Here is a 24,822-nt window from a genome sequence, read left to right as displayed (position 1 = left end):
TTGGATTTGGATCATCATCTAGATGACATTGATAGGAAGATTATGCAGTTTCTTCAGCACAACGCGCGAATGACGGTTTCACAAATTAGTAAAGAAATAGCGATGTCTCAGCCCTCTGTGAAGGAACGGATGATCAAACTGGAGGAGAAGAGCATTATTTCCGGGTATAGTGCGGTCTTTCAATTAAGGGAATTGAACCGGGGGACAACTACGTTTATTCTCATAAAAACGGAACAGTGCCAGAAGCTCGTGGATTTCTGTGAAGAAGCTAAGGAAGTGACGGATTTATATCGCATAAGTGGAGAATATAATTATCTCATTAAAGTGCAGACCGCCTCCATAGAGGAGCTCGCCGAGTTCCAGGATTCTCTGAGCAAACTAGGCCCCTCCAAGTCTCATATCAGTATGAAAAACATATTGGAGAACAGAGTTTTGCTGTAGAAGTCTGAGGTTGGCAACTCGCAACGATTAAGATATGATTCTGTAAGAAGGGATGTGGCGGAATGAACTTAACAGAAGCGCTAATCCCAATTTTCACCTATCTGCTGCCAATCCTTTTCTTCTTATATATGGGGTTGGATGTGCTGCTGCGAAATGGTTTGGGAGTGTAGGCATTCTCATACCGGGTATCGGTATTCATGTTTTATCTAAGTTTGCCAGACTCGATAGACAGATGCCGAAATATATTTATCCGTATGTTTTCTATGTGCCGGTTATTGTCGTGTTGATTAACTTGTTCAGCGAGGAACGAATTATTTCTACAGCACTGTTCAATCAAGTAGGTATTTGGAAAATGCCTATCTTGGATAAGCCGTATTTTATAACCATAACCGTCAGTCTGGTCGTCAGTGCTTTGTTCCTGCTTATGATTGCCAGGGGCAAATCGAATGCAAGCACAATGGAGCGCAAAGCTATCTATAATGTGCTAAGCAGGGGCGCAGGTCTTGTTCTTATCTGGACGGCGCTAACCGGCTACTTGGATTTCAGTGACGTCCTCCCGCCTTATCCCTATATTTACGCAGGCTTGATTTGGTGCTTTACGCTAAGGCTTGCTATGATCAAATTCGACTATCTTAACTTTATTGATAAGAAGTATGAGAAACTATTTAATTTGAACCCCGCGGCTATTCTGCTGCTTGATCAGCATGGGCGAATGAAGGAAGTCAATCCTAGCGCGAAGCAGCTATTTCAACTTATTAAGCTGAAGCATGTTACTTTTTACGATTTAGTCGGAGAATCAGCGAAAGATCATATACAAAGCAGGCAAGCTATTAGTGATTTCGAGACGACCATCTGCACGGAGGAGAAGCGAATCGATGTGCTTATAGATGGGGATTATGTGTGGGTGGATAACGAGCCCCATGTTATTTTAATTATTCGCGACATTACAGCACAGAAGGAAAACCAGCAAGTGATTACGTTCATGGCCTACCATGATCCTCTCACTCTTTTGCCAAACCGCAGATTTTTCTACGAAAAATTGGAGGAAGCGATTCAGGATGCAAGAGTGCGTCAGCAGCAACTGGCTCTGATCATTGTCGATCTGGATCTTTTTAAAGAGACGAACGATACGTATGGTCATAAGGTCGGCGATGAGATCTTGCAGCACGCGGCCCAATTAATCAATGAATCCGTTGCCCAGCAAGGGGTTGCGGCTAGATTTGGCGGGGACGAGTTTGTCTTCTTTCTAAATGAAATTCCCTCGGTGGAGTTTGTAAGAGATAAGCTGAACCAGCTGCAGCACGCGTTCATTCATGATGTCTTCATGCACGAGGGAATAGCGATTCCGATCGGCATGAGTCTAGGGGTTAGCTTTTTTCCAAGTGATGGCGATGACGTGGATACGTTGCTGAATAGTGCGGACAAGGCGATGTATGAGTTGAAACGGAAGGGTAGGACCACGGGAAAAACCTAATGATACTTGTTTAAAATACTGAGAAGCCCTGAGAAGGGGCTTTTTTTGCTTTTATTGGCGTCCAACCGCAGACTTCTTTGCTTTGGCGGTTTTCGGTCTCAGAGGGCATCTAATGAAGGGTATGATGCTTATTGACCGGAAAATGGCTACTTCGGAGATTTAATGAACTGGATTAACGCTATCGAGCAAATTTTAGGCAGAATGGTGATCATTTGCTGGTTGCCCAGCTGCCTCGCGCGGAGGTAAGGGAACTACAGTGCGCTATTCTAGCAAAAAGTGGCATTATCGGGAGGCTGAGGGAACTACAGTACGCTATTTTGCTGTTTCCTGGGAAATTCAGCGTTTTTCGTGGAAATAAGACCCTGTAGTTCCGCTATGTCCCTCGCATCCCTGCTATTTGCCCAAATAGCGTACCAGAGTTCCCCTCAACAGGATTTGTCGTGTTTGATTGGCTCATCTTTCAGGGTGGGGAAGCCGGTTTTCTCACAATAGGACTGTGGGTTTGGGAGGATCGAAGCTACCCCCATATGTATAGTGTTGGAGAGCTCCAAGTTTGCGCTTTGCTAAAAAAATAAACTTTCTCTCCAATAGGATCAAAAGAGTAGTCGGCATCGTGCGCCAACTACTCTTTTCGCTGTTTTTGCTCATAATAAGGAGGCCAAAGAAGACGTCGCGCAAAAGAACGGATATAATAAAATTATAATGACTTACACATAGGAGTTACTGATATGTATCAAAACTTAGAAGAATGCCTAATTGATTTGGAGAAAAATGGCCATCTGGTTCGTATTGGGGAAGAAGTGGACCCTTATCTCGAAATGGCTGCAATCCATATGAAAGTGTATGAAGCGGGCGGACCTGCCCTATTATTTGAAAATGTGAAAGGGTCGAAATTCAGGGCTGTTTCTAACTTGTTCGGGACTTTGGAGCGAAGTAAGTTTATTTTCCGCAAAAATTGGGAGGATGTCCAGAACGTTATTGCCCTTAGGCAAGATCCCATCAAGGCGCTGAAAAACCCGTTTGCTCATGTTCGTAACGGGTTAACGGCTGTCAAAGCGCTGCCTTTGAAGAAATCTTCGAGTTTACCTGTAAGTGCGCAGGAAATTAACATTTCGGATTTGCCGCTCATTCAGCATTGGCTGAAGGACGGAGGCGCATTCATCACGCTGCCCCAGGTCTATAGTGAAGATCCGGACAATGCGGGCATTATGAACGCTAATCTAGGCATGTATCGGATACAGTTGAATGGGAATGATTATGAGTTGAATAAGGAAATTGGTGTTCACTACCAAATTCATCGCGGGATTGGGGTCCATCAAGACAAAGCGACGAAGAAAGGCGAGCCTTTGAAAGTTAGTATTTTCATTGGAGGCCCGCCTGCTCACACGCTATCTGCGGTAATGCCGCTGCCGGAAGGATTAAGCGAAGTCACATTTGCGGGTATGCTGGCGGGGCGACGTTTTCGTTATAGCTATATAGACGGGTATTGTATTAGCAACGATGCTGATTTCGTAATCACAGGCGACATTTATCCGGGTGAGACCAAGCCAGAGGGGCCTTTCGGCGACCATTTGGGTTACTATAGCTTGACACATGAGTTTCCGTTAATGCGGGTACACAAGGTTTATGCAAGGGAAAACGCCATTTGGCCATTTACCGTGGTCGGACGTCCTCCTCAAGAAGACACGTCATTCGGTGCGTTGATTCACGAGTTAACTGGAGATGCCATCAAGCAGGAGATTCCTGGTGTCAAAGAAGTGCATGCTGTAGATGCGGCTGGCGTGCATCCGCTGCTTTTTGCGATTGGCAGTGAGCGTTATACACCTTACCAACAAGTCAAGCAACCAGCGGAATTGTTGACCATCGCGAACCGTATTCTAGGAACCGGACAGCTAAGTTTGGCTAAGTATTTATTTATTACGGCAGAGGACAAGCAACCTTTGGATAGCCATAAGGAGTCTGAGTTTTTAGCATATATATTAGAGAGAATCGATCTGCACAGGGATATTCATTTTCAAACCCATACAACCATCGATACGCTGGATTATTCGGGCACTGGCCTGAACCAAGGGAGCAAAGTGGTTTTTGCTGCGAGCGGTGAGAAGATCAGAGACTTGTGCGCAGAAGTTCCGGAACCGTTGAAAGGATTGCCGACGTTCACGAACCCCCGTTTCATTATGCCAGGGATCGTAGCGCTGCAAGGACCGCAATTTGCAACGTATGAGGATGCGCAAAAGGATTGGCAGGAACTAAGCGCAAACCTGCAGCTGAAAGGCTCAATGCCCTCCTGTCCGATGATTATCCTGTGTGACGACAGTGATTTCCTAAGTGAAACTATTAATAATTTCCTGTGGGTGACTTTCACGCGAAGCAATCCTTCCCATGATATTCACGGGGTAAACAGTTATTACGACAATAAACATTGGGGCTGTGACAATCTGATCATCGATGCCCGTATTAAACCGCATCATGCGCCGCCGCTGATTGCTGATCCTACAGTTGAAGCCAACATTCAACGTTTGTTCGTACAAGGGGGAAGCTTGGCAGGAGTGAAAATTAAATGAAATTAGAAGAGGCTGCTTACCAGGTTTTAACCTGTTGAGACAGCCTCTTGTTTCTTTTAAGGTAGCTGAACATAGAACGAGGTGCTCTCATTCAGCACGCTCTTCGCATGAATTTTGCCCTTATGCTGCTCGACAATGGACTTGGCGATAGCGAGTCCCAGACCGTAGCCGCCATGCTTGCGGGAGCGGGATTGATTCGCGCTGTAGAAGCGATCAAAAATTTTATCAAGATGCTCGTGTGAGATTCCGTCGCTTGTATTGGTTACTGTGAGCAGAATATCGGAATGACGCTTCGCAAGGGTTAAGGTTATCGATCCTTCAGATTTGTTGTATTTGATCGCATTATCCAAGAGGATCATGACGACTTGCTTAATTTGCTCATTATTGCCATGAACGGTCAAGTTAGGTTCAATGTCGTAATGCAGGGTAATATTCTTCTCGTACACGACGGCTTCCATCGTTAGAATGACGCTTTCCACGGACTCGCTTACAGGGAATGTCGTGAACATCATAAGGGCTCGGGAGTCGTCCATCTCGGTCAGGTAGAGGAGATCGTTGGTCAGCGTCTTCATTCGTTCTGTTTCTGATTTAATATGGTGCAGCCACTTCGCTTGATTCTGAATCGTGTCATCGCTATTGGCTAATAGAACGTCCGCATTCGTGTTAATGACGGCTAGCGGCGTTTTTAATTCATGAGAAGCGTCCGCGATAAATTGCTTCTGTTTATAGAAAGCTTCTTGGACCGGTGCGATCGAGCGGTTTGCGAAAAATCGGCTCGTAAAATAAATCACAATGAGCATAACTAAGCCAACGACGGAGAACGTATAGACGAGATTCGTAAGGATATTGTGTTGAGGGGTGACGTCCAGGTAGACGACGCAGTATCCCGTATTATTTTTTTGCACCATGTAAGCCCATGTATTGCCATCGAGCGTAAACTGGCCGTCTTGCGCGTTATGGGTAGCTGCTTTTTGAATAGCCAGACTGTAGAAATCGGTATCCATGTCAAATCGGGAGTTCGTGGCTGTGATCTTCCACTGGTCGTCTGTTTGGAGCAGGAAGGAGACCGTGCGCTCTGGAGAAGAGTTCGTATTGGCCTTGCCTTGCTGCGGCGGGTTTCCCCCGTCGGGTCGCGGTTCTCCCTTATTTCCGTTCGGTTTGAGGTAGAAATCGGACACGCGATGCAGCTCCATATCGATATCGGCGCGTACATTTTGATAGGTAATCGTATAGATAGAGGCAAAAGCCACAAGCATAATGAAAGAGATAATGACCAGATTCACGACCAGGAATCGATTGCGGAGCTTGTTGAACATTAGGAGGTCACCTCCAAGACATAGCCTACGTTTCTAATGGTATTTATGCGAACTGCTGAATGCAGAAAAGTCATTTTTTTGCGCAAAAAAGAGATATAAACTTCCACGTTATTATGTTCGACCTCGGAATCGAAGCCCCATAGCTTCTCGATAATCTGCTCCTTTGATGTAACGGCAAGCTTCCTAGACATTAACAGCTCCAGTAATTCACTTTCTTTTAAAATGAGTTTGAGTTCCTTCCCTTTGCAGGTCAGTTTGAGATTCCCTGTGTTCAATTCGATATCGCCAAATTTCAAACCATCCTCCGGAACAACATCGCCCTTGCGTCGCAAAGCTGCTCTGATTCTCGCCAACAATTCCTCTGTCGAAAAAGGTTTCGCCACATAATCGTCGGCGCCATAATCCAAGCCTGTAATTTTATCGGAAATTTCGCCCCTCGCCGTGAGCAGGATAACGGGAGTGGAGATCCCTTGGCTCCGAATGGTCTTCAATAAGGTAATGCCGTCCATTTCAGGCAGCATAATGTCGAGCAATAAGAGATCGTATATGCCGCTGGACGCATGATCCAGCCCGGATTGACCATCATGAACGGCATCGACGGAGTAATGGTGTTTTTTTAAGATTTGGGTTAAGGCCTCGGCCAGATGAATCTCATCTTCTACAATTAATATTCTCATTGTCGCGTCCCCTTTGTGTCAGCCTACCTAAGCCGTTGTTGTGAATGGCTTCATTATAGTCATCGAACCTTTAATCAACCTTAATAGTAGCATTCGTCGGTGGGTTAAGAAAAATAGCCGATGGATAAGGTCATTTAAGTTTCACTAAAGGTTCGGAAGCTAAGATACAGACATGAAGCAGCAAGCACATCGTACAAGAGAAAGGGGCGCAACGATATGGCCATTGAAGTATTCAACCGGTATGAAAGCAAGTATCTGATGGATAGCAAAGCTTTTTATACGATCTATAACGACTTACTTGCCTATATGGAGTTGGATAAGTACAACAAGGACGATAAATTTTACGCGATAAGCAATATTTATTTCGATACGGAACATGATTCTTTAATTCGAAACAGCTTGGCGAAGCCCAAGTATAGGGAGAAGCTCCGCATCAGAGCTTATGGCATTCCCGAGAAAGACGCGAAGATCTATTTGGAACTGAAGAAGAAGGTATTTGGATTGGTAAACAAACGTAGGACAGCGCTGAAATTAAACGAGGCATATGAATTTGTTCGCTCGGGCATTGAGCCGGAACTTCAACCTTATATGAACAAGCAAGTCATTCAGGAAATCAAATATTTCCTCGGACGATATGAGCTGCAGCCAAAGGTATATCTGACCTATGATCGCATCGCGATGTTCGGCAAAGAGAATCGTGATTTGCGGATTACATTTGATACGAATATTCGATCCAGACGATATGATCTCAAGCTTGAAGATGGCGATCACGGAGAGCAGCTGCTCTGCCGCGGCCAGTGGTTAATGGAAGTGAAGGCCGAGAAAACCGTGCCTGCCTGGCTATCGAGGATGCTGTCGGAACACCAGATATTTCGCACGAGCTTCTCGAAGTACGGGAATGAATACAAAAAAATGCGAATGAACGAAAACCTCGCGAAGGAGATGGTTTGGCTATGATCGAATCGCTGTTTACTTCGGCTACGATAAATTCGGAATTAACCATCATGAATGCTCTGCTAACCATTCTGATTTCAATTGCTTTAGGGGCAATTATTAGCTTTACGTATATGAAAACACAGCCTGCGTATGCTCAGAACTTCACTTTGACCATGATTGTGCTGCCTGCGATCATAGCCATTATCATCCTGCTGATTGGCAGCAACATTGCAAGAGCCTTTAGTCTCGCTGGAGCCTTCTCGATTATTCGGTTCAGAAGCGCTCCCGGCGATCCTAAGGATATCGCGTTCGTCTTATTCACGATGGCGGCAGGACTCGCCTGTGGCGTTGGATCATTCGGTTATGCTGTCATCTTCACAGTCATCCTTTGTATGCTGATGTTCTTCCTGAAAGCCATTAAATTCGGTGCCAAGAAATCCTCGCAGAAAGTGCTAAAAGTGACAATTCCAGAAAATCTGGGATATGAAGAAGCTTTTGAAGAGGTTTTCAACACGTTCAAAATTGCTTATGAGTTGAGAAAAGTGAGAACCACCGAGCTGGGCAGTCTATATGAACTGGTTTATCTGGTTACGATCGATCATCTTACGAATCAGAAAGAATTTCTTGATGCAATACGATGCCGCAATGGAAATTTGGACATTACCTTAACCATGAGCCCGACTGCTTCAGAATACTAATTAGAGAGAGGAAAGATAAACGATGAAAAAAATATTAAACGCTAAACAAGTAGGTGTTGTTCTATTATGCGCTGTGCTGGCGACGGCATGCAGCAATAATCCTGAAACGACGACTTCCACTACCACTACGGAGGCTGCAACGCCAGCAGCGGTTCAATCGACTACAACCACCGCGGCAGGTGTGCAAACAGCCAGATCAGATCTGATTCAGAAGGTCGAGTATGACAGTGACGACAATTATACAGACTGGAGTTCGTCGAATCCGACCCAGATTATGCTGAGCGGTACCGCGGCCACGGTCAACGGCACAGGGGTAGAGGTGAAGGACGGCAAGGTTTCGATCACGGCAGCGGGCACTTATGTGGTGAGCGGGAAACTGGATAACGGCCAAATCGCTGTTAAAGTCAAAGACAAAGGCATCGTTCGCTTGGTACTAAATGGGGCGGAAATCTATAACAGCAGCACCTCGGCTATCTTCGTTGAAGAAGCAGGCAAAACGATTATTTCATTACAAGAGGGAACCACTAATCTCGTATCCGATGGAAAAACGTACGTCTACCCGGATGCGGCGACAGATGAACCGAATTCAGCGATCTTCAGCAAAGATGATCTGACGATCAACGGCACGGGCAAGCTCGTCGTCCAAGCTAATTATAATAATGGCATCACGAGTAAGGATAAATTGAAAATTACAGGAGGTACACTGGCTGTTCAAGCGGTAGATGATGGACTTATGGGGCGCGATTTGGTTGCTGTCCAAGCAGGCGATTTGACCATCGCAGCAGGTGGGCACGGCATCAAAACAACGAATGACAAAGCGGGTTCCGAAGGTTACCTGTCCATAACTGGCGGTACGTTCAATATTGAATCAGGCGAAGATGCTCTGCACAGCAAAGGCGGCCTTCACATAGCTGGCGGTGATATTCATATCAATGCCGGCGATGATGGAATTCACGCAGATGTTTCGATCGCCATTGCAGGAGGCAAGATCGATATTGCCCAAAGCGAGGAAGGGATCGAAGCGCCCACCATCGTGATCTCTGATGGTCAAACGAGTCTTGTCGCCAATGATGACGGCGTGAACGCTTCATCTGGGTCGAGTGAAACGGCCGCGGAGGGCGGGCAAGGCGGGCAGGGCGGACAGAGCGGACAGAGCGGACAGAGCGGGCAAGGTGGGCAAGGCGGACCCAAAGGACCAGGCGGTGAGTCCGGCGCTGCCTCAAATAATAAGCTGACGATTACCGGAGGGTATCTATCGGTCGATGCCAAAGGCGATGGCTTGGATGCCAATGGCTCGATTGTTATGACAGGCGGCACCGTTATTGTTAACGGTCCAACAGATAACGGCAACGGCCCCTTGGACTATGATGGGACATTCGAGATGACGGGCGGATTCCTCGTTGCCGCGGGCAGCTCTGGCATGGCCCAAGCGACATCCGAGCAATCGACGCAGCCCGGCATCCTGATGACCTATAACAAGTCACAGCAAGCAGGCGCTATGGTTCATATGGAGGATGGCGAAGGGAATACGATTCTAACTTTCGCACCGCCCAAAAGTTATCAGTCACTGTTCGTTAGCTCACCTAACCTGAAGACGGGCGCTTCGTACACGCTCTATGCCGGCGGCACCTCCACGGGCAGCGCTGCCAAAGGGCTCTATGATGGAGGCGAGTACCAAGGAGGGACGAAGGTGGTTGATTTTACAACATCCAGCGTCATCACCTGGCTGTCCGAATCGGGTGTGACTGCGGCAAGAAGCGGGATGGGAGGACCTGGCGGCAATCCCGGACAAGGCGGGGGCCGTGGGGGCATGCGGCCTGAAGGCGACGGCGCTGCGCCGCAGCGGGCGCAGCAGTAAGCAAGGCAAGAATGCACGGGAGACGGGGCACCCACCTTATTCGGGTGCCTTTTTGGCGTTGCGGGACTACCCCGTAAATTCATCCTCCTGTGGTAGGGCAGGTATAGGCGATACGGGAACTGCTACAATTGTAGTGAATCCAGCCACGCGCGGAGAGGGAACTACAGGGCGCTATGCTAGCCAAAAGTGTCAATATAGCGAGGTTGAGGGAACTACAGTTCGCTATTTTGCTATTTTGAGGGAAATTCAGCACTTTTCGTGGGAATAAGACCCTGTAGTTCCGCTATGACCCTCGCAACCCTGCTATTTGCCCAAATAGCGTCCCAGAGTTCCCTTAATAGGATATGTTGCTTGCAAGAAGCTCATCTCTCAGGGTAGCGAAGCCGATTTCATATGCTTGCTTAGGTGGTGATCTGCTTTTTGAAGGTCATCGCTCTAACGAACAGTATGATGCTTATTAGCGGAAAAATCAGCTGATTTATCTACTCAACGAACTGAATAGGCGTTATGGAGCTATTTATAGGTGGAATGGTAGGCTTTTACCTGAAATAACGCGTCTGGAATTCGTAACAACTTCAGAATCGTCCATTTTGATCGAATAAGAATAATGGAGTTCGTTGGCACTGGTTACCCCCCAGCCTACGAATAGGAGTGAGTACTCGATTCGCACGGCAAAGTTTCTGTCATTTAGCCATCATTGGCATGCGGTATACTAAATCCAGCAGAATAGCGAATATTCGAACAGCGCGGGGAGAGGGAGTTTACTTGAAGGTTGTTATTATCGATGACGAGAAAGCCATGCATCTCATTATGAGACGGATGCTTGCCAAGGTGAATGAGGTTGAAATCGTGGGTACCTTTCAGGAGACTTCAACTGCATTTTCATATGTAACCAATCATGAAGTCGATTTGATATGTATAGATATTAGCATGCCGCGAGAGAGTGGGCTTGATTTTGCCAAACGATTAAGGGCTAATGGTCACCTGATGAGGCTTATATTTGTTACATCGTACACCGAGTACGCTCCATCCGCCTTTGATGTTAATGCCTATGATTATATATTGAAGCCTATCAGGTCGGAGAGGCTGGTTAGGACGCTGCAAAGAGCAATCGCCGATGGGGACGCGCATCCTAAGTTGATTTAGGAGTCGTCCAACATTTATAGTGAGGACAGGAGGTGTTCACTGTGAAAATTATGATTTCCGCTTCAGAAGCAATGGAAAAAGGTGTTTGGAAGGAAATTCTTCGCCTATTCGGCAGAGATAAGGATGAGGAATTCTGGCCTAAGGAAGAATTCATTTTAACAGAGGAGCAAGCTCTCGCATTGAAGCTTATCCAAAAATAAGTATCCAGCCGGTGATAGCCCCTTCGCGATCGTCGAGGTGATCCGCCCGCGAGGGCTGCCCCATGGCTGAAAACCTCGGGGGCAGTCCTACGTTGGTGAAAACCCCTCAATTCCATCACGGAACTGAGGGGTTCTTTATGTATGAATGAGGTTGGAATCGGAGACATATCGTTCAAGGGATTAGGCTTGTATTACGGTCGTACCCTTCTGGATCGACTGGTGTACTAGGTATTTGGTAGTATAAGTAGGTGATAAATAGGTAATCTTTGTGAAAAATTTATCAAATTTAATCAAACGTTGATATTATATGTAGAATTTACGTTGTATAATTTAACCATTATTGAGAGAAGAGGTCGAAACATGTCGTCACTTTTGCAAAAGCAAAATTTAACATCGGAGCAGCTTCAGTTGCTAGCATCCGAAATGAGCAAGAAACAAAAATCAGGTGGTATTGCTTGGCTGCTTTGGTTCTTTACAGGTGGTTTCGGGGGTCACCGTTTCTATCTGGGCAAAGTTGGAACAGGGGTTGCCATGTTGCTCACACTGGGTGGTTTGGGAATTTGGACATTAATTGATCTATTCCTATTATCCGGCATGATCAGAGATACGAACGAAAGAATTGAAAATGAAATTCTTTCCGAAATTCGTCTGCTCAGTCATGCAAAAGCTAATTCAAAAGTAGCTGCAGGATAGGTTGAACGCATAATCAATGGATAACCTAAACCTATTACGCACCTTAACTCTGGAAGAGCTTGGCGTTTTGGAAACGGAATTACTCAAGAAGAGGAAATCCAAGGAAATTGTTTGGGGCCTATGGGCAGGGTTGCATTTTTTTGGAGCACACAGGTTCTATACAGAGAACTATTTGTACGCAAGCATCATGTTTGCGACGACGATTGTTCCAACCCTAGGCATCATACTGTTAGCCGTATACACAGATATTGAAGCGTTTAGCTACTTTCTGTTATGGCTTTCAATATGTCTATTAAGCGGATCTCTGCTGTGGAGTTGGATCGATGCCTTTTTCCTCAACAAGCGCATCGAAACCATGAACCATGAACAGGAACGGAATGTGATTTACCGGATCAAAGGGCTGAGTGAAAATGAATAGAGTTGAGGCAGTACGAAACCGTCACTGGTTTTAGACTGTCTCTCTTTTCGTTTGTATGTAGGGCGGATATTAGATGATATATTTTCTTACATGTTACTTGAAAACTCTGATAAGATAGAGGTGCAGAACGATCGTTTACTATCTGCACGGGGGCAGTCATCTATGAGCTACAATTCGTATTTATCTGTATTATTAATGGCGGCAACCTGCTGCTCTTTGGTTATTACTTACCTTTCTTGGAAGAGAAGAGAGCTTCCGATCGCGATTAGCTATGGTCTCGGCTTGCTGACGGGCGCGTTTTACACATTCGGTTATGCTTTTGAAATTGTTAGTACGACGTTAGATCAGATCCGGTTCTGGCTAAGAATTGAATATATTGGTATTCCTTTCGGCACCATCCTTTGGTTTATTCTCGTTCTGCAATATACAGGTCGACAAAAATATATCAACAAATGGGTTATTGGTTTTCTCATGATAGTCCCAATGATTACCTTCATCTCCCATAATACGAATGAGTGGCATCATTTATTTTATAAAAGCATGACCTTAGATTATTCAGAAGGGTTCCCGCTGGCTGTCTTGGAGAAGGGGCCACTATACATGCTTCATGTCTTATACTCTTATTCTTTTTTTGTAGTAGGTATGGTATTTCTAATCCAAATGTTTTTCAAAGCTACCCCTCGTATGAAGAAGCAAATCGCCTTTATGATCATCGGATCATGGGGACCATACGGCTTTACGCTCGTCTATTTATGCGGCATTATCTACATGCCAATCGATATATCGCCATTCGGATTTATTTTCTCCGGGGTATTCTTTCTATGGGGGATTTATCAATTTAATATGCTAAGATTAGCCCCGTTGGCGCTCCAAAAAGTGTTCGCCTCCATGCAGGACGCGGTTATGGTGTTTGATCTGGATAACACACTAACGAGCTTCAACCAATCTGCTGTTGGTGTCATTCAAGGTCTCAGCCATCAATGGATTGGACAGCCTGCCGTTCAGTTATTCAACTCCTACCCTGTGCTGCTTGCGAAGATCGTACAAGGCCCCTCTATGGCTAGTAAAATTCAACTTGCGGGATCAACGGACGAGCAGTTTTATAATGTTCATATGTCTTTCATTACAGATATTCAACACAAGCCGGCAGGTAAAATGATCTTAATCAGCAATGTAACGGAAGTGGTACGATCCGAAGAGAGGCTGCGTGATAACGCTAGGCAGTTAAGTGAACTTAATACTTTTAAAGATAAAATGTTTAATGTAGTAGCCCATGATATTCGCGATCCGCTAGCCGTACTTATCAACCTGATGGAGTTAATGGAAGATGACATGCAGGATTGTAACGGGGATCATGAGGAGATCGTTCGTGAAATGGGTCAGCAAATTCAGAATACTTTCATTTTAGTAGAAAGTTTGCTGGATTGGTTTCGAAGTCAAAGGGGGGGAATGATTTTTAATCCAGTGGAAAGGGACCTTGCCTTAGCGGTCCAGACTAGTTTGCGATTATTGCATGTTCGCAGTGAGAGTAAGCAGATACAGATTATTTCTGAAATTCCAAAAGATACGTATGTGTATGCCGATAAAGAAATGCTAGATTTAATTATTCGAAACCTCCTCTCTAATGCCATCAAATTCACAGAACTTGGCGGTACGATTCGTTTGCGAACCGAGCATGCAGAGGATAGAATTATTGTCTCTGTCAGTGATACAGGAGAGGGAATCCCAACTGACCAAGCTAGTACGCTGCTTCAGGAGTTCTATCCTATCTCTTCAATGGGTACGGCCGGGGAGCGAGGCGTTGGTCTAGGACTTACGTTATGCAGAGAATTCGTCCGTTTAAATGGTGGGGAAATCTGGTTTGACAGTGCGCCTGCGCAAGGAAGCACCTTCTATTTCTCCATCCCGACCCCTCCTGAGGCCCCAACCCAACCACCAGCCAGAGGAGGACAGCGATGAAGGTTATTCTTATAGATGATGAGAAGGCGATGCATTTAATTATGAAAAGAATGCTAGCCAGATATCCGGACATTGAAATTGTCGGGAGTTTCTTGGAGACGGCTGGAGCCTTTTCCTTCTTGATGAACCAAGAGGTGGATCTCGTTTTTGTAGATATCAGTATGCCCAGAGAGAATGGTCTCGAGTTCGCTGAGCGCTTACGGGCAAGCGGCAGAGAAACAAATATTGTCTTTATTACTTCTCACAAAGAATACGCGCTATTTGCCTTCGATGTCTTTGCCTTTGATTATATTGTGAAGCCAGTTGAGCAGGAGAGGCTTTTCAAGACGGTTCAAAGAGCTTTGGATGACAAATATTCAAAACGTTTACTCCACGAAAAGCGGGAGCCTACTTTGAATGAAGTGCAGTTCAACTGCTTTGGTGGTATCGATATTCAAAGTACAATGGGTGTGAGGGCCAAATGGAAATCAAGTAAAAGCGCGGAGCTTTTTGGCTATCTAGTTATGCACAAAGGACGATTAGTATCTAGAGCAAGGCTAATTGAAGATATGTTTGGCGAAATGCCGCAAAAAAATGCCGAAACTTACCTGAATACCACCGCCTATCAGCTCCGCAAGGTATTAGAGGCATTTGGACTGAAGGAGAGTTTGTATTCGGATAGCAATCATTACGCACTTAGTTTAAATCATGTGAAAGTGGACCTCTCGACCTTCGAAGAAGGTTGCAGACAAATTGCTGTCGTAGATGAGACGAATCTTGAACAAGCGCTTGAGCTTGAGCAGCTCTATGTGGGTGATCTGTTCGGTGACCGTGCTTTCGGATGGGCCTGGAATGAAATCGAACGCCTATCGTTAATGTATACTTCCTTAACCCAGCGTCTAAGTGTCGCTTTGTTGAACAAGGGAGAGGCGCAAGCGGCCATCCGCTTGTTGTCCAAGCTTATGACGAGCAACGAACTGAACGAGGAATCGTTCCTTCTGCTGATGAAGGCCTTGGCTTTGCAAGAAAATAAAGAAGCGCTGATCCGGCAATATGCGCAGTATGCCGAGACACTTGAGCGAGAAATCGGTATTAAGCCGTCTCACGAAGCTGCCGATTTGTATACACAGTTGCTTTCGGGGTTGTAATATATGAGTTTGAGGAAGAGGAGTCCATCTTAGATGGGCTTTTTTTGCTGTCGAAGTTTGTCATTTTGCCGTCATTGGGGTTTGGTATAGTGATGGTATTATAAATAGAGGGAGAGAAAATAACGATGAAACGATTTTCATTACGGAGTTTATTTGTACTTTCGGCTATTCTGTTGATTGTGTTAAGTGGCTGTGTGAGTATCCTGAGTTCAATAACATTCAACTTTCCGAGTGATAAGCTTAGTAACTCCGAGCAGTTATTTGTCAGATTTTCTGATGGAAGCATAGCTCAAGCACCTTACACGGCAGGAGCATCTGCAGTAACAGTAAATAATACGGGGAGAAAAACATTTGTAGGTGGATACGTTAGTGATGGTATAGTGAGCTGGGTTCCGGATTACTCCTATTCCCAAAATTCATGGGGAACTCTAGACGTGAGCGGGATTGATGCACGAAAACCTGTACATGCGGCAAATCATGTCAAGTTAGCTAAACAACCAGAAACCTCTGGTGAATACGTAAATGTAACCTTTGCGGTTTATGATGTGGATGGCCAGCCTAGCGGTGATCGCACGGAAATATTTGCTCATTCAGCAGATTCAAGTTTAACTTTCTTCAATACAGATCCCGATGATAAGAATAATGGAAACTTTTATACACGGAGGAACACCGTAGACGAAGGATATTCCTGGTATACAGTCGACGGAGTAGTGACTTTCATGATTAAATCCAATATTAGTGATATTCACTCCAAACCTATTTCTTTGTATTCTGGCTCTAAGTTAATTTCCAATGATCCCTTTTATACAGGAACTAATCTTGTGACTGCTATTGATATAGGCACCAGCGGCAATGTTTCTTTTTTAAAAGTAGGAGACACGCTAGCTATGAGTGCAGGAATACTACCTGTAGAAGCAACTAACAAGGTTGTCACTTGGTCGGTAGAAAATGGCACTGGTGCGGCTACCATTAATGCAAATGGTGTATTGACAGGTACTTCTGCGGGTACTGTGATCGTAAAGGCAGCTGCAAACGACAGAACAGCAACTTCTGGATCTAAGATAATGACGATTCAACCGCCTCCAGTAGCCTTTGCTGGTGGATCAGGTACGCACGAAGATCCTTTTCAAATTGCAAATGCTGAGCAGCTTAATGAGGTTAGAAATCATTTGGATGCCTACTATTATTATAAATTGACAGCTAACATTACATCATTCCCAGATGTTGATGGCGGTTGGCTGCCAATCGGTGATGATGATATAGGATTTCAAGGAAACATGGATGGCAATGGATTTGCAATTAGGAATTTAACAATTAGTCGTTCTGGAAATAGCTACATAGGGCTTTTCGGAGTGACGCTTTCGAATAGTGAGCTAAACAATATCATTTTAGAAAATATAGAAGTACATGGTAGCTCTACAGTAGGTGGCTTGGTTGGCTACAATAGCGGAACCATTGGTAAAAGCTCTGTCTCAGGAAGTGTAAAGGGGAGCTCTACAGTAGGTGGCTTGGTTGGTGAAAACCAGGGGATGGTAAGTACCAGCTTCTCAAGCGCTAATGTAAGTGGTGATTATACGGCGGGCGGCTTAGTAGGAAGCAACAGTAGTGATGGAGGCATTAATAACTCCTATGCTACAGGAAGTGCGTATGGATATTATGGGATTGGTGGTTTAACTGGATCTAATAATGGAACTATTAGCAATTCCTATGCCATTGGTAGTGTGCAAGGATTTCCTAATAGTAGTCCTATCAATCTAGGTGGCTTGACACCATACTCTGGAACTGAAATCATGGATAGCTTCTACAACATCCAGACAACAGGCCGAACAGATACCGGGAAAGGAACCGGAGTAACAACCGAAGCAATGAAGTCACAACAAACCTACGTGCATTGGGACTTTGCAAGCATATGGGGGATACATGCGTCGCGAAATAACGGATATCCTTATTTGCGAAATGTACAGTTGTTTGTAGACTACAACGGGAACGGCAGTACGGGTGGAACGCCACCGACTGATAACAGCTCCTATTATAAAGGAGTAACGGTTAATGTTTATGGCCAAGCTGTGAACTTAGTGAAGGAAGGCTTTACCTTTGCAGGATGGAATACAAGTGCGGATGGCAACGGTACTAGCTATGCAGCAGGCGCGCCATTTACAATAACAGGCGATACTATTTTATATGCTAAATGGCGAGAGAACGGTCCATTGGTTGTACCTGTATCAGGTATCACGGTTAGCGGTGTTACTTATACTGTATATGTAAACAATACACTGCAATTGAATGCAGTTATAGCACCTAGTAATGCAACAAACGCCGATATTATCTGGACGGTTAGTCAAGGAACCGGGAATGCTAGCATTACTAGCGCAGGGTTGCTGAAGGGGATTTCGGCGGGTACTGTAACGGTAAAGGCAACATCTGTCGAGAATGCAGCTATGCAGGGTAGTGCGGTTGTTACAGTGGTGAATTCCTCGTCATCAAATGATGATGGTAACGGCAGCGGCAGCGGCGCTCCCACACCTCCACCTGTTACGGAAACTAAACCAGATCCTAAACCGGAAACTAAACCAGAAGTTAAGCTCAACGATACCGTCGTTAAACTTACTGAAGTTTTAGCGAATCTCAACAAAAAAATAGAAGAAACGAAGACAACTCCTAATGTTAAATTTAGAGACACAGCTTCCCATTGGGCAGATTCGACGGTTTCTATTTTCGTTAAACTTGGAGTCGTTAATGGGTACGCGGATGGTAGTTTCCGTCCTAATGCAAGCATTACACGCGCAGAATTTGCGACTATTCTTGCCAAAGTATTCAATTTAACGACTTCGGGTTCTGGTAATAAACTGAGCGATGCCTCGGGTCATTGGGCAGAATCGTCCATTAATGCTTTAACCGCGAGCGGAATCATCTCTGGGTACGAAGACGGTACATTTAAGCCCAATAGAGAAATTACGCGGGCTGAAATTATTTCTATGATCAGTAAAATGCTAACGATTAAAGCAGCAGGCAGCGTGCCAACAACATCTGCATTTACGGACATTAATGGCGTATGGAACAAAGAACAGATCGAAGCGGCCGCTTCCGCGGGTCTTATCAGCGGAATGGGCAACGGGTTGTTCTCACCGAACAAACAGTCTACAAGAGCTGAAGCTTTAACCATATTGCTGCACGTATTGCAAGCTAATCCAGAATTAAATACTCTTTTAGGTTCAATCAGATAACGATAATGAAAAAGGAGCTAAGCGGCTTGTACATGCTTAGCTTCTTTTTTGGCGTCCACCGCAACTGTCTTTGAAGCTGAGCACCGCCTAATCGATCTGTCATTCTAATGAACTGGATGATGCTTATAGACGATAAAACGGCTGCTTTGGCGATCTATTGAACTCAATAGGCGTTATCGAGTAGCTTTTAGGCGGAAAGATGATCATTTGCATGGAATAACGCATCTGGAATTCATTAGATTTTTCAAATGCACAATTTTGGTCAAATAAAGGTTATTGAGTTCGTAAGCGAGGGAGGAGTCTTGCCTAAGGATCTCTTGCCTATGGGGTCTTTATCTTGTGGGAGGGCCCCTTCTGTAGTAATCCTTAAATCAAGTCGCTCAAAGTTTTAGCCTGGGCATCCAAACTCTCCGCAGCTTCACCAATGTCGGTAAACGCGTCAACAGCTTGTTGGATTTGATTTTGGCTATTGATAATTGCCTTTTGGGAGTTTGTTGTGCCAAGACTGACCTGACTAACCTGTTCAGAAATAGCGTTCACCGTAATTTGAATTTCTTTAATAGCTTCTTGAACATTCTGAGCAAGCTTCCGGACTTCCGTTGCCACAACGTTAAAACCACGTCCGTGCTCACCGGCATGGGCCGCCTCAATTGTCGCATTCAATGCGAGTAGATTCGTTTGTGAGGCAAAATCCCGAATCGTCTGAACAATGCCGCGAATGACTTTGGTCTGACGTTCAAGGTTCATCAGAGAGTTCAAGTTATTCTCATTGTCCTTAACTACATGTTCAATGGTGGATGCTACTTGCTGACTTCGTTGGATTCCCGCCTCGGTACGGGCAAGCAGATTCTCAGCCATTTGCTGCAGTTCGTTCCTCACTTGGGTAGCCGCTGCTTCCCGCGATGTAATATCTGTAGCTACTTTCAAGACAGCAACAACCTGCCCCTCATCATTGTAAACAGGCATATAGGTTGCTTCCAGCCATAGAGCCCTGCCGTTTTTCCCCACACGAATAATTTTCTCCTGAAATTTAACCCCATTTCTTAAGTTATGCCAGAGATCCCTATACTTCGAACTTTGGGCATATTCAGGCAAGCAAAACTCCCGATGGTGCATCATGGTAAGCTCGGCTACTTGGTAGCCCATCGCTTGCGCGAAGTTTTCGTTCGCCCAAAGCACATCTCCCTCTATATTAAACTCAATCATAGCCAACGATTGCTCCAGTGCAGCTAGTACGGATTTTTCTTTTAGGACCTGAGTACTTTCGTGGGAAATTATGTTGTCTAGTATCACTTTATCTCACTCCTTTAACCTATTTATTGACAAACCTTCTCAAATAAGTATAGGTGAAATGAGACCAAGTAGATAGTGGGATTTCTACATATTTCGTCAATATTTATGCGCTTTATTCGGATATGAGCCATATTTCTGCCAAATAAATGAAATGTGCCTTAATGCTGTCGGAGTTTGTCATTTTGCCGTCATTGGGATCTGATAGACTATTTGTAGATTAGTAATTACACATGACTATATTAGGAGTGGAGAAATCAGATGGGAAGTAAAAATGGAATAAGCAGGTCAGGATTTCTAGGTTTTTTATCAAGAATGATGGCGGTCGTAGTAGCCGTCATGACGGTTATCACGGTTTCACCTACAGGAAGTTATGCAACAATGCCTACGGCAATTACTTCGGCATCAGCGGGTGTAAGCAATAATAATACAACGGTAACAGTTACATTTAATACGTATGCGACTCCGACTACCGATTTAGTAGATTTAAAATCAAAGATTCAAATTGGGCGTTCCGGCGTCAACTCATTCGTTGATCTTTCCGTGGATAACGGCAACAACGCAGTTACTATGGTAGATGGCAAATTGATCATTACATTAGGCACTGCGTTAACAGGTACAACCAATGCCATTAATGTAAAAGCAGGCTCCTTAATGAATAAAGATGGAATTGCCTCAAACACCAACGTGGTCGTCTCCAATATCTCCGCGCGTGATATTACTGCGCCTGCATTTATTGGTTCGTCTTCTGGTAATCAAGGCAGATACGTAAATTTGAATTTTGATGAAGATCTCTTTATTAATGCTCCAGACGACTCAAACAGTGACCAAACCCAAGCATTCTTAAAAAGTAAATTGAGTATTTCAACAGATGGTGTGAGCTTCTCTCCCTTCTTAGAAATAGGTGAAGCACGTCAAATTAATTCAAGAACCATTTATTTAAAATACGATAAAGAAATGAAAATTATTTTAGGCGCCAACACGATTATCAAATTTGCTAGTGGTACTATAAAGGACGCAGCAGGTAATATTAATCAGGAAATGTCTCTACCCGTTAGCCCTCCAATCATCCAAAGTGCAGGAGTTAGCAGCGACAATCATGATGTAACGATTACCTTTGATAAGGATATTTATGAAAACACAAATGGATCCAATTTAAAAGGCGGTATTCATTTATATAAAGGCGACGGCTCAAATAATAAAGGATTAGTTGCTGAAGATAGAGTATCCACGACTAGTAATAAACTAACTATTCATTTTGCAGAGGCTCTCTCAGGTGTAAGCAATCAAATTTCTATAGGTGGAAATACGCTTAAAGATTCTTATGGCAATATGCAGGGTGACGATAGATTAACGGCTGTATTCCAAGCGAATGCTGGGGGTGTAGACCCTAACCCGAAAGATACTACAATGCCTAAATTTTTATATGCCAGTCTTTTAAATCCCCAAGATTTAACACTTATTTTTGATGAAGATGTCTTCATTGCTAGAGATGACATTCCTAATTTTTTACTAAATGTTGATTGGTATAATAATGGTAGGCGCAAAAATCTTCCTTCCGATACAGCTGTAACGTTCTCGGGCCATAAGGCAATCATTCATTTTGCAGCTCCATTGACTGGCTCACAATTCTATTTTAATTTTAATTCCAATTACGTTAAAGATGCTTCAGGAAATATAATGGCTAGTTATATTAACACCGACTGGGTTTATTTGGGTAGACAAAATTTAGCTCTTAAGCAAGGGTACTTTTCGCAGGATGGTCGTTGGTTGAGTTTAGCGTTCAATCTAAATAACTGGAATGACAATCTAGTGGATCAAACGCTTGTGAACGGAAAAAGTCAATTACATGGGAAAATTACAATTTCATTAGATAATGGGTTAACTTACACAGATTTGAATCCGCTAGATATTGTTTCTGTTCAAGGTAATAAAATAAATATCTTCTTTCACAATGCGATTAAACAAGGCTCTATAAAAGTCAAAGTTGAGGCAGATGTGGTTAGTGATAAATATGATGCAAATCGCAATAAGGCATTAGACGAAGTCATTGCTTATAACACTCCTGAAATTAAAGGTTATATGTTAAGTAATACAACAAGTGAGTTTGTAATTGTTGAAAATGATGCATGGAGAGCCAAAGTAAGAGTAGTCAATGTATATGATAGAAACTTGGGAAGGTATAGAGAATTGACTAGCTCCGAGTATTCCCTATCGGCAGGCAAACTTACTATTGCCAAAGGTGTCTTTCAAGAGGGACAATCCTATAAAGTTTATATCGATGCTGAAGGTTACAGCACCAAGTATTTTGAAGGCTACGCTTATAAATCATCTGAAATTTTCTATATGACTGCACCGGTAGTTACGGTAGAAAACGGAATTACTGCTACGATCAATGTGTTGAATAATGCCTATGATAATAATAGTATTGGGAACCAAACGGTTATTTTTGAGTTATTTAACGGATCAAGTCCAGTAGGTATTCTCACATCTAATTTAAAAATGGGTACAGGAATATATTCAGGTAATTTTAATGTTGCGGATGCCGGGACGAATACGAATTATACCGTAAAAGCATTTGTCGTTAGCCAGTATAGCAATAGTTCAACCAATATCGGATTAAATCTAGCAACAGTAAAAACGCAGTATGAGTTCGATCAAGCCCTGCTTAACGGGAATAACAATAATAATGAAGAAGATTGATTTTTGAAAAAAATGGTTAAAGCGAAAGTGAGGAACGCAAAAGTGAAAATACGCAAGTTAAGTATTCTTTTAATTTTAACGCTTTGTTTATCACTCCTGCCGGCTGCCGTATTCGCAACTAGTGCAGCAGCAGTGACATTGAATAAGATATCAGCTATTCAACCTGGTGGTTCTGTTGCCGTTTCGGGAACGTCAACACTGGATGAAGTGATTATTCAAGTGCTCCGTCCAGCGAATAGCACGCTGTTCTACGATATTGTTAAGGTAAAAGACGGACAGTTTTCTAGATCGTTTACGTTAGCCAGCAGCGAAACAGTCGGGACATATAAAGTTGTTGTTGGACAAGCAGATTCTATTGCGACGCAGGAATTTGTGGTTAGTGTACCAGCCGGAGGCGGTAGTATTGGTGGTGGCGGAGGCGGCGGCCAAGCCGCCAACACCGTGACCCCAGCCAACGTCCAAATCCATTCTAGCGCCATCACTTCCAACAAAGTGACAGGCCCAGATGGCAAAGTGACAACGGCTGTCTCCATTGACAATAAATTTCTGAGCGATGCTTTCGTTCAGCTCAAAGAGCAAGGCAAGACAGAACAAACACCTATCATTGCTATTAAAATAGGCAATATCGATGCTAATGGCACTACCAATGTTTCCCTTCCGGCCTCAGTTTTGATCGAAGGCATGAAGAATTCAAATGCTGTAATTCGCATCTATTCCGATAAGGAGTCGTACTTCTTGCCCCTTAATGTGCTGAATTTTGATGAAATTGCACGTTCGCTAGGGACAGACAGCTCCAAAGTAACGTTTCATGTGAATATTAGCGTTGCTGGCAATGATCTTGAGAAGCAAATTCAAGAGAGTGCCGGTAAAAAGGGAGCGTCCAGCCTAGGCCACTCTGTTGATTTCAGCATCGTTGCCGAAGGAAATGGCCAAACCAAAGAGTTGAAGGAATTCGGAACGAATTATGTGAATCGCAGCATCAGCTATACAGGTACTGTAGATCCTAAGACGTCCACAGGTGTCCTCTATGATCCAACCAAACAAGAAATTTCCTTCGTACCAAGTGTGTTCGGAGAAAATGCGGAAGGCAAACAACAAGTGACAATTAAAAGGAACGGTAATAGCATCTATGGTGTTGTTACATCCAGCAAAACGTTCAATGATGTTAAAAGCCATTGGGCCAAATCCGACATTGAACTGCTAGCTTCCAAGTTGGTCGTTAGCGGTGCAACTGATTCGGAATTTGCTCCAGACCATGCCATTACGCGTGCTGAGTTTGCAACACTGCTGGTGCGTGCGTTGGCTTTGACCGCTGATCCCTCAGCGGCTTCGTTCAAGGACGTCCAAGCAACAGATTGGTATGCCGGGTCTATTGGTGCGGCTGTGAAGAGTAAGCTGGTAAGCGGCTATGAAGATGGCACGTTCCAACCGAATGCACAGATTACCCGTGAGCAAATGGCTGTCATGGTTGCCAAAGCGCTAAGCGCCGCGGGCCTAACTGTGGATAGCCAACCGGAGCTATTAAACAAGTTTACAGACAACTCGCAAATCAGCGATTGGGCGAAAGCCTCGGTTTCGCAGTCGGTGAAAGCCGGGATTATTTCGGGGATGACGGATACGACGTTCGTAGCTTCGGCTAATGCGAGTCGTGCTCAAGCTGCTGTTATGCTCAAAAGATTGCTGCAATATGCGAAGTTTATCAACTAGCATATGGCTAAGTGAAAAAGGAGGCTGTCCCATAAGTGACAAAGTGGATTTGTGGGACAGTTAGATTGAAATGAATAAGGAGCTAAGCGGCTTGTACACGCTTAGCTCCTTTACTTATAGCGGCCGTGCCGCTGAGCCCCGTCGCCGCCCCGGCACAATCATTCTGTCACCTTTAATGAACTGGATGATGCTTATAGACGAGAAAATGGCTACTTTGGCGATCTAATGAACTGAGATGGCGTTATCGAGCAGTTTTAGGCGAAATGGTGCAGAAGCTTTGCAAAATATATGACATGATAAGGCATTGTGCTCCTTAGCGGCTGATTCACCTTTACGGAGCACATGCCGACTAGGAGAAAATTCAAAAAAATTTATAATAAGGTTTATATTT

Annotated in this window: 19 protein-coding genes; 16 read left to right on the top strand and 3 right to left on the bottom strand. The window is 44.3% G+C overall.

Annotation, left to right across the window (positions count from 1 at the left end):
- The first annotated feature begins 6 nt into the window (after window positions 1-6).
- From IEY34_RS17775 to IEY34_RS17765, 3 genes are all read left to right on the top strand, one after another.
- A complete protein-coding gene (locus tag IEY34_RS17775) occupies window positions 7-441 on the top strand; it encodes an Lrp/AsnC family transcriptional regulator (protein ID WP_189013577.1) in 435 nt (144 codons plus the stop codon).
- Window positions 442-493: 52 nt separating this feature from the next.
- Entirely contained in the window at window positions 494-1,915 is a 1,422-nt protein-coding gene (locus IEY34_RS17770) for a sensor domain-containing diguanylate cyclase (RefSeq protein ID WP_189013575.1), read from the top strand.
- 728 nt (window positions 1,916-2,643) lie between these two features.
- The gene (locus IEY34_RS17765) at window positions 2,644-4,479 is read left to right on the top strand and encodes a UbiD family decarboxylase (RefSeq protein WP_189013574.1); all 1,836 of its coding nucleotides are present in this window, start codon (window positions 2,644-2,646) and stop codon (window positions 4,477-4,479) included.
- A 56-nt stretch (window positions 4,480-4,535) separates the two neighbouring features.
- Here IEY34_RS17765 and IEY34_RS17760 read toward each other — a convergent pair whose 3' ends face one another.
- Entirely contained in the window at window positions 4,536-5,795 is a 1,260-nt protein-coding gene (locus IEY34_RS17760) for a sensor histidine kinase (protein ID WP_189013573.1), read from the bottom strand.
- Window positions 5,795-6,472, bottom strand: coding sequence for a response regulator transcription factor (locus tag IEY34_RS17755; protein WP_189013572.1), 678 nt, complete (start codon window positions 6,470-6,472; stop codon window positions 5,795-5,797). The genes IEY34_RS17760 and IEY34_RS17755 overlap by 1 nt, the downstream gene beginning before the upstream one ends.
- A 216-nt stretch (window positions 6,473-6,688) precedes the next feature.
- Between IEY34_RS17755 and IEY34_RS17750 the strand changes: the two genes are divergently transcribed.
- The 10 genes from IEY34_RS17750 to IEY34_RS17705 all read left to right on the top strand — a co-directional run bounded on the left by IEY34_RS17750 (window position 6,689) and on the right by IEY34_RS17705 (window position 18,731).
- A complete protein-coding gene (locus IEY34_RS17750) occupies window positions 6,689-7,429 on the top strand; it encodes a polyphosphate polymerase domain-containing protein (RefSeq protein ID WP_189013571.1) in 741 nt (246 codons plus the stop codon).
- Entirely contained in the window at window positions 7,426-8,106 is a 681-nt protein-coding gene (locus tag IEY34_RS17745) for a DUF4956 domain-containing protein (RefSeq protein WP_189013570.1), read from the top strand. The genes IEY34_RS17750 and IEY34_RS17745 overlap by 4 nt, the downstream gene beginning before the upstream one ends.
- Before the next feature lie 22 nt (window positions 8,107-8,128).
- Entirely contained in the window at window positions 8,129-9,964 is a 1,836-nt protein-coding gene (locus tag IEY34_RS17740; protein WP_189013569.1) for a carbohydrate-binding domain-containing protein, read from the top strand.
- A gap of 765 nt (window positions 9,965-10,729) precedes the next feature.
- Window positions 10,730-11,110, top strand: coding sequence for a LytR/AlgR family response regulator transcription factor (locus IEY34_RS17735; protein WP_189013568.1), 381 nt, complete (start codon window positions 10,730-10,732; stop codon window positions 11,108-11,110).
- 41 nt (window positions 11,111-11,151) lie between these two features.
- Window positions 11,152-11,310 carry a hypothetical protein gene (locus IEY34_RS17730; RefSeq protein WP_189013566.1) on the top strand — a complete coding sequence of 53 codons (159 nt, stop codon included), beginning with the start codon at window positions 11,152-11,154 and terminating at the stop codon, window positions 11,308-11,310.
- Window positions 11,311-11,670: 360 nt separating this feature from the next.
- Window positions 11,671-12,003: a TM2 domain-containing protein gene (locus IEY34_RS17725; RefSeq protein WP_189013564.1), complete on the top strand. Its 333-nt coding sequence runs from the start codon at window positions 11,671-11,673 to the stop codon at window positions 12,001-12,003.
- Between the two features lie 67 nt (window positions 12,004-12,070).
- Window positions 12,071-12,421 (top strand): NINE protein, encoded by a 351-nt coding sequence (locus IEY34_RS17720; RefSeq protein WP_189013562.1) that lies wholly within the window; start codon window positions 12,071-12,073, stop codon window positions 12,419-12,421.
- Between the two features lie 162 nt (window positions 12,422-12,583).
- A complete protein-coding gene (locus IEY34_RS17715; protein ID WP_189013560.1) occupies window positions 12,584-14,380 on the top strand; it encodes a sensor histidine kinase in 1,797 nt (598 codons plus the stop codon).
- Window positions 14,377-15,507 (top strand): response regulator, encoded by a 1,131-nt coding sequence (locus IEY34_RS17710; RefSeq protein WP_189013558.1) that lies wholly within the window; start codon window positions 14,377-14,379, stop codon window positions 15,505-15,507. Before IEY34_RS17715 ends, IEY34_RS17710 begins: the two co-directional genes overlap by 4 nt.
- 125 nt (window positions 15,508-15,632) lie before the next feature.
- On the top strand, window positions 15,633-18,731 hold the full coding sequence (locus tag IEY34_RS17705) for an S-layer homology domain-containing protein (protein ID WP_189013556.1): 3,099 nt from the start codon (window positions 15,633-15,635) through the stop codon (window positions 18,729-18,731).
- A 366-nt stretch (window positions 18,732-19,097) separates the two neighbouring features.
- Here IEY34_RS17705 and IEY34_RS37565 read toward each other — a convergent pair whose 3' ends face one another.
- Window positions 19,098-20,024 carry a methyl-accepting chemotaxis protein gene (locus IEY34_RS37565; protein WP_189013555.1) on the bottom strand — a complete coding sequence of 309 codons (927 nt, stop codon included), beginning with the start codon at window positions 20,022-20,024 and terminating at the stop codon, window positions 19,098-19,100.
- A gap of 258 nt (window positions 20,025-20,282) precedes the next feature.
- Here IEY34_RS37565 and IEY34_RS17695 point away from each other — a divergent pair, with 258 nt between their 5' ends.
- From IEY34_RS17695 to IEY34_RS17685, 3 genes are all read left to right on the top strand, one after another.
- Window positions 20,283-22,724, top strand: coding sequence for a hemoblobin-interacting domain-containing protein (locus IEY34_RS17695; protein WP_189013554.1), 2,442 nt, complete (start codon window positions 20,283-20,285; stop codon window positions 22,722-22,724).
- A 12-nt stretch (window positions 22,725-22,736) separates the two neighbouring features.
- Window positions 22,737-24,431, top strand: a complete 1,695-nt coding sequence (locus IEY34_RS17690) for an S-layer homology domain-containing protein (protein ID WP_229757707.1) — start codon at window positions 22,737-22,739, stop codon at window positions 24,429-24,431.
- 70 nt (window positions 24,432-24,501) lie between these two features.
- On the top strand, window positions 24,502-24,657 hold the full coding sequence (locus IEY34_RS17685; protein WP_189013552.1) for a hypothetical protein: 156 nt from the start codon (window positions 24,502-24,504) through the stop codon (window positions 24,655-24,657).
- Window positions 24,658-24,822: the final 165 nt, after the last annotated feature.

Origin of the sequence: Paenibacillus marchantiophytorum, assembly GCF_014640555.1 — a bacterium.
GTDB lineage: Bacteria > Bacillota > Bacilli > Paenibacillales > NBRC-103111 > Paenibacillus_E > Paenibacillus_E marchantiophytorum.
This window is presented reverse-complemented; position numbering and strand designations above follow the sequence as displayed.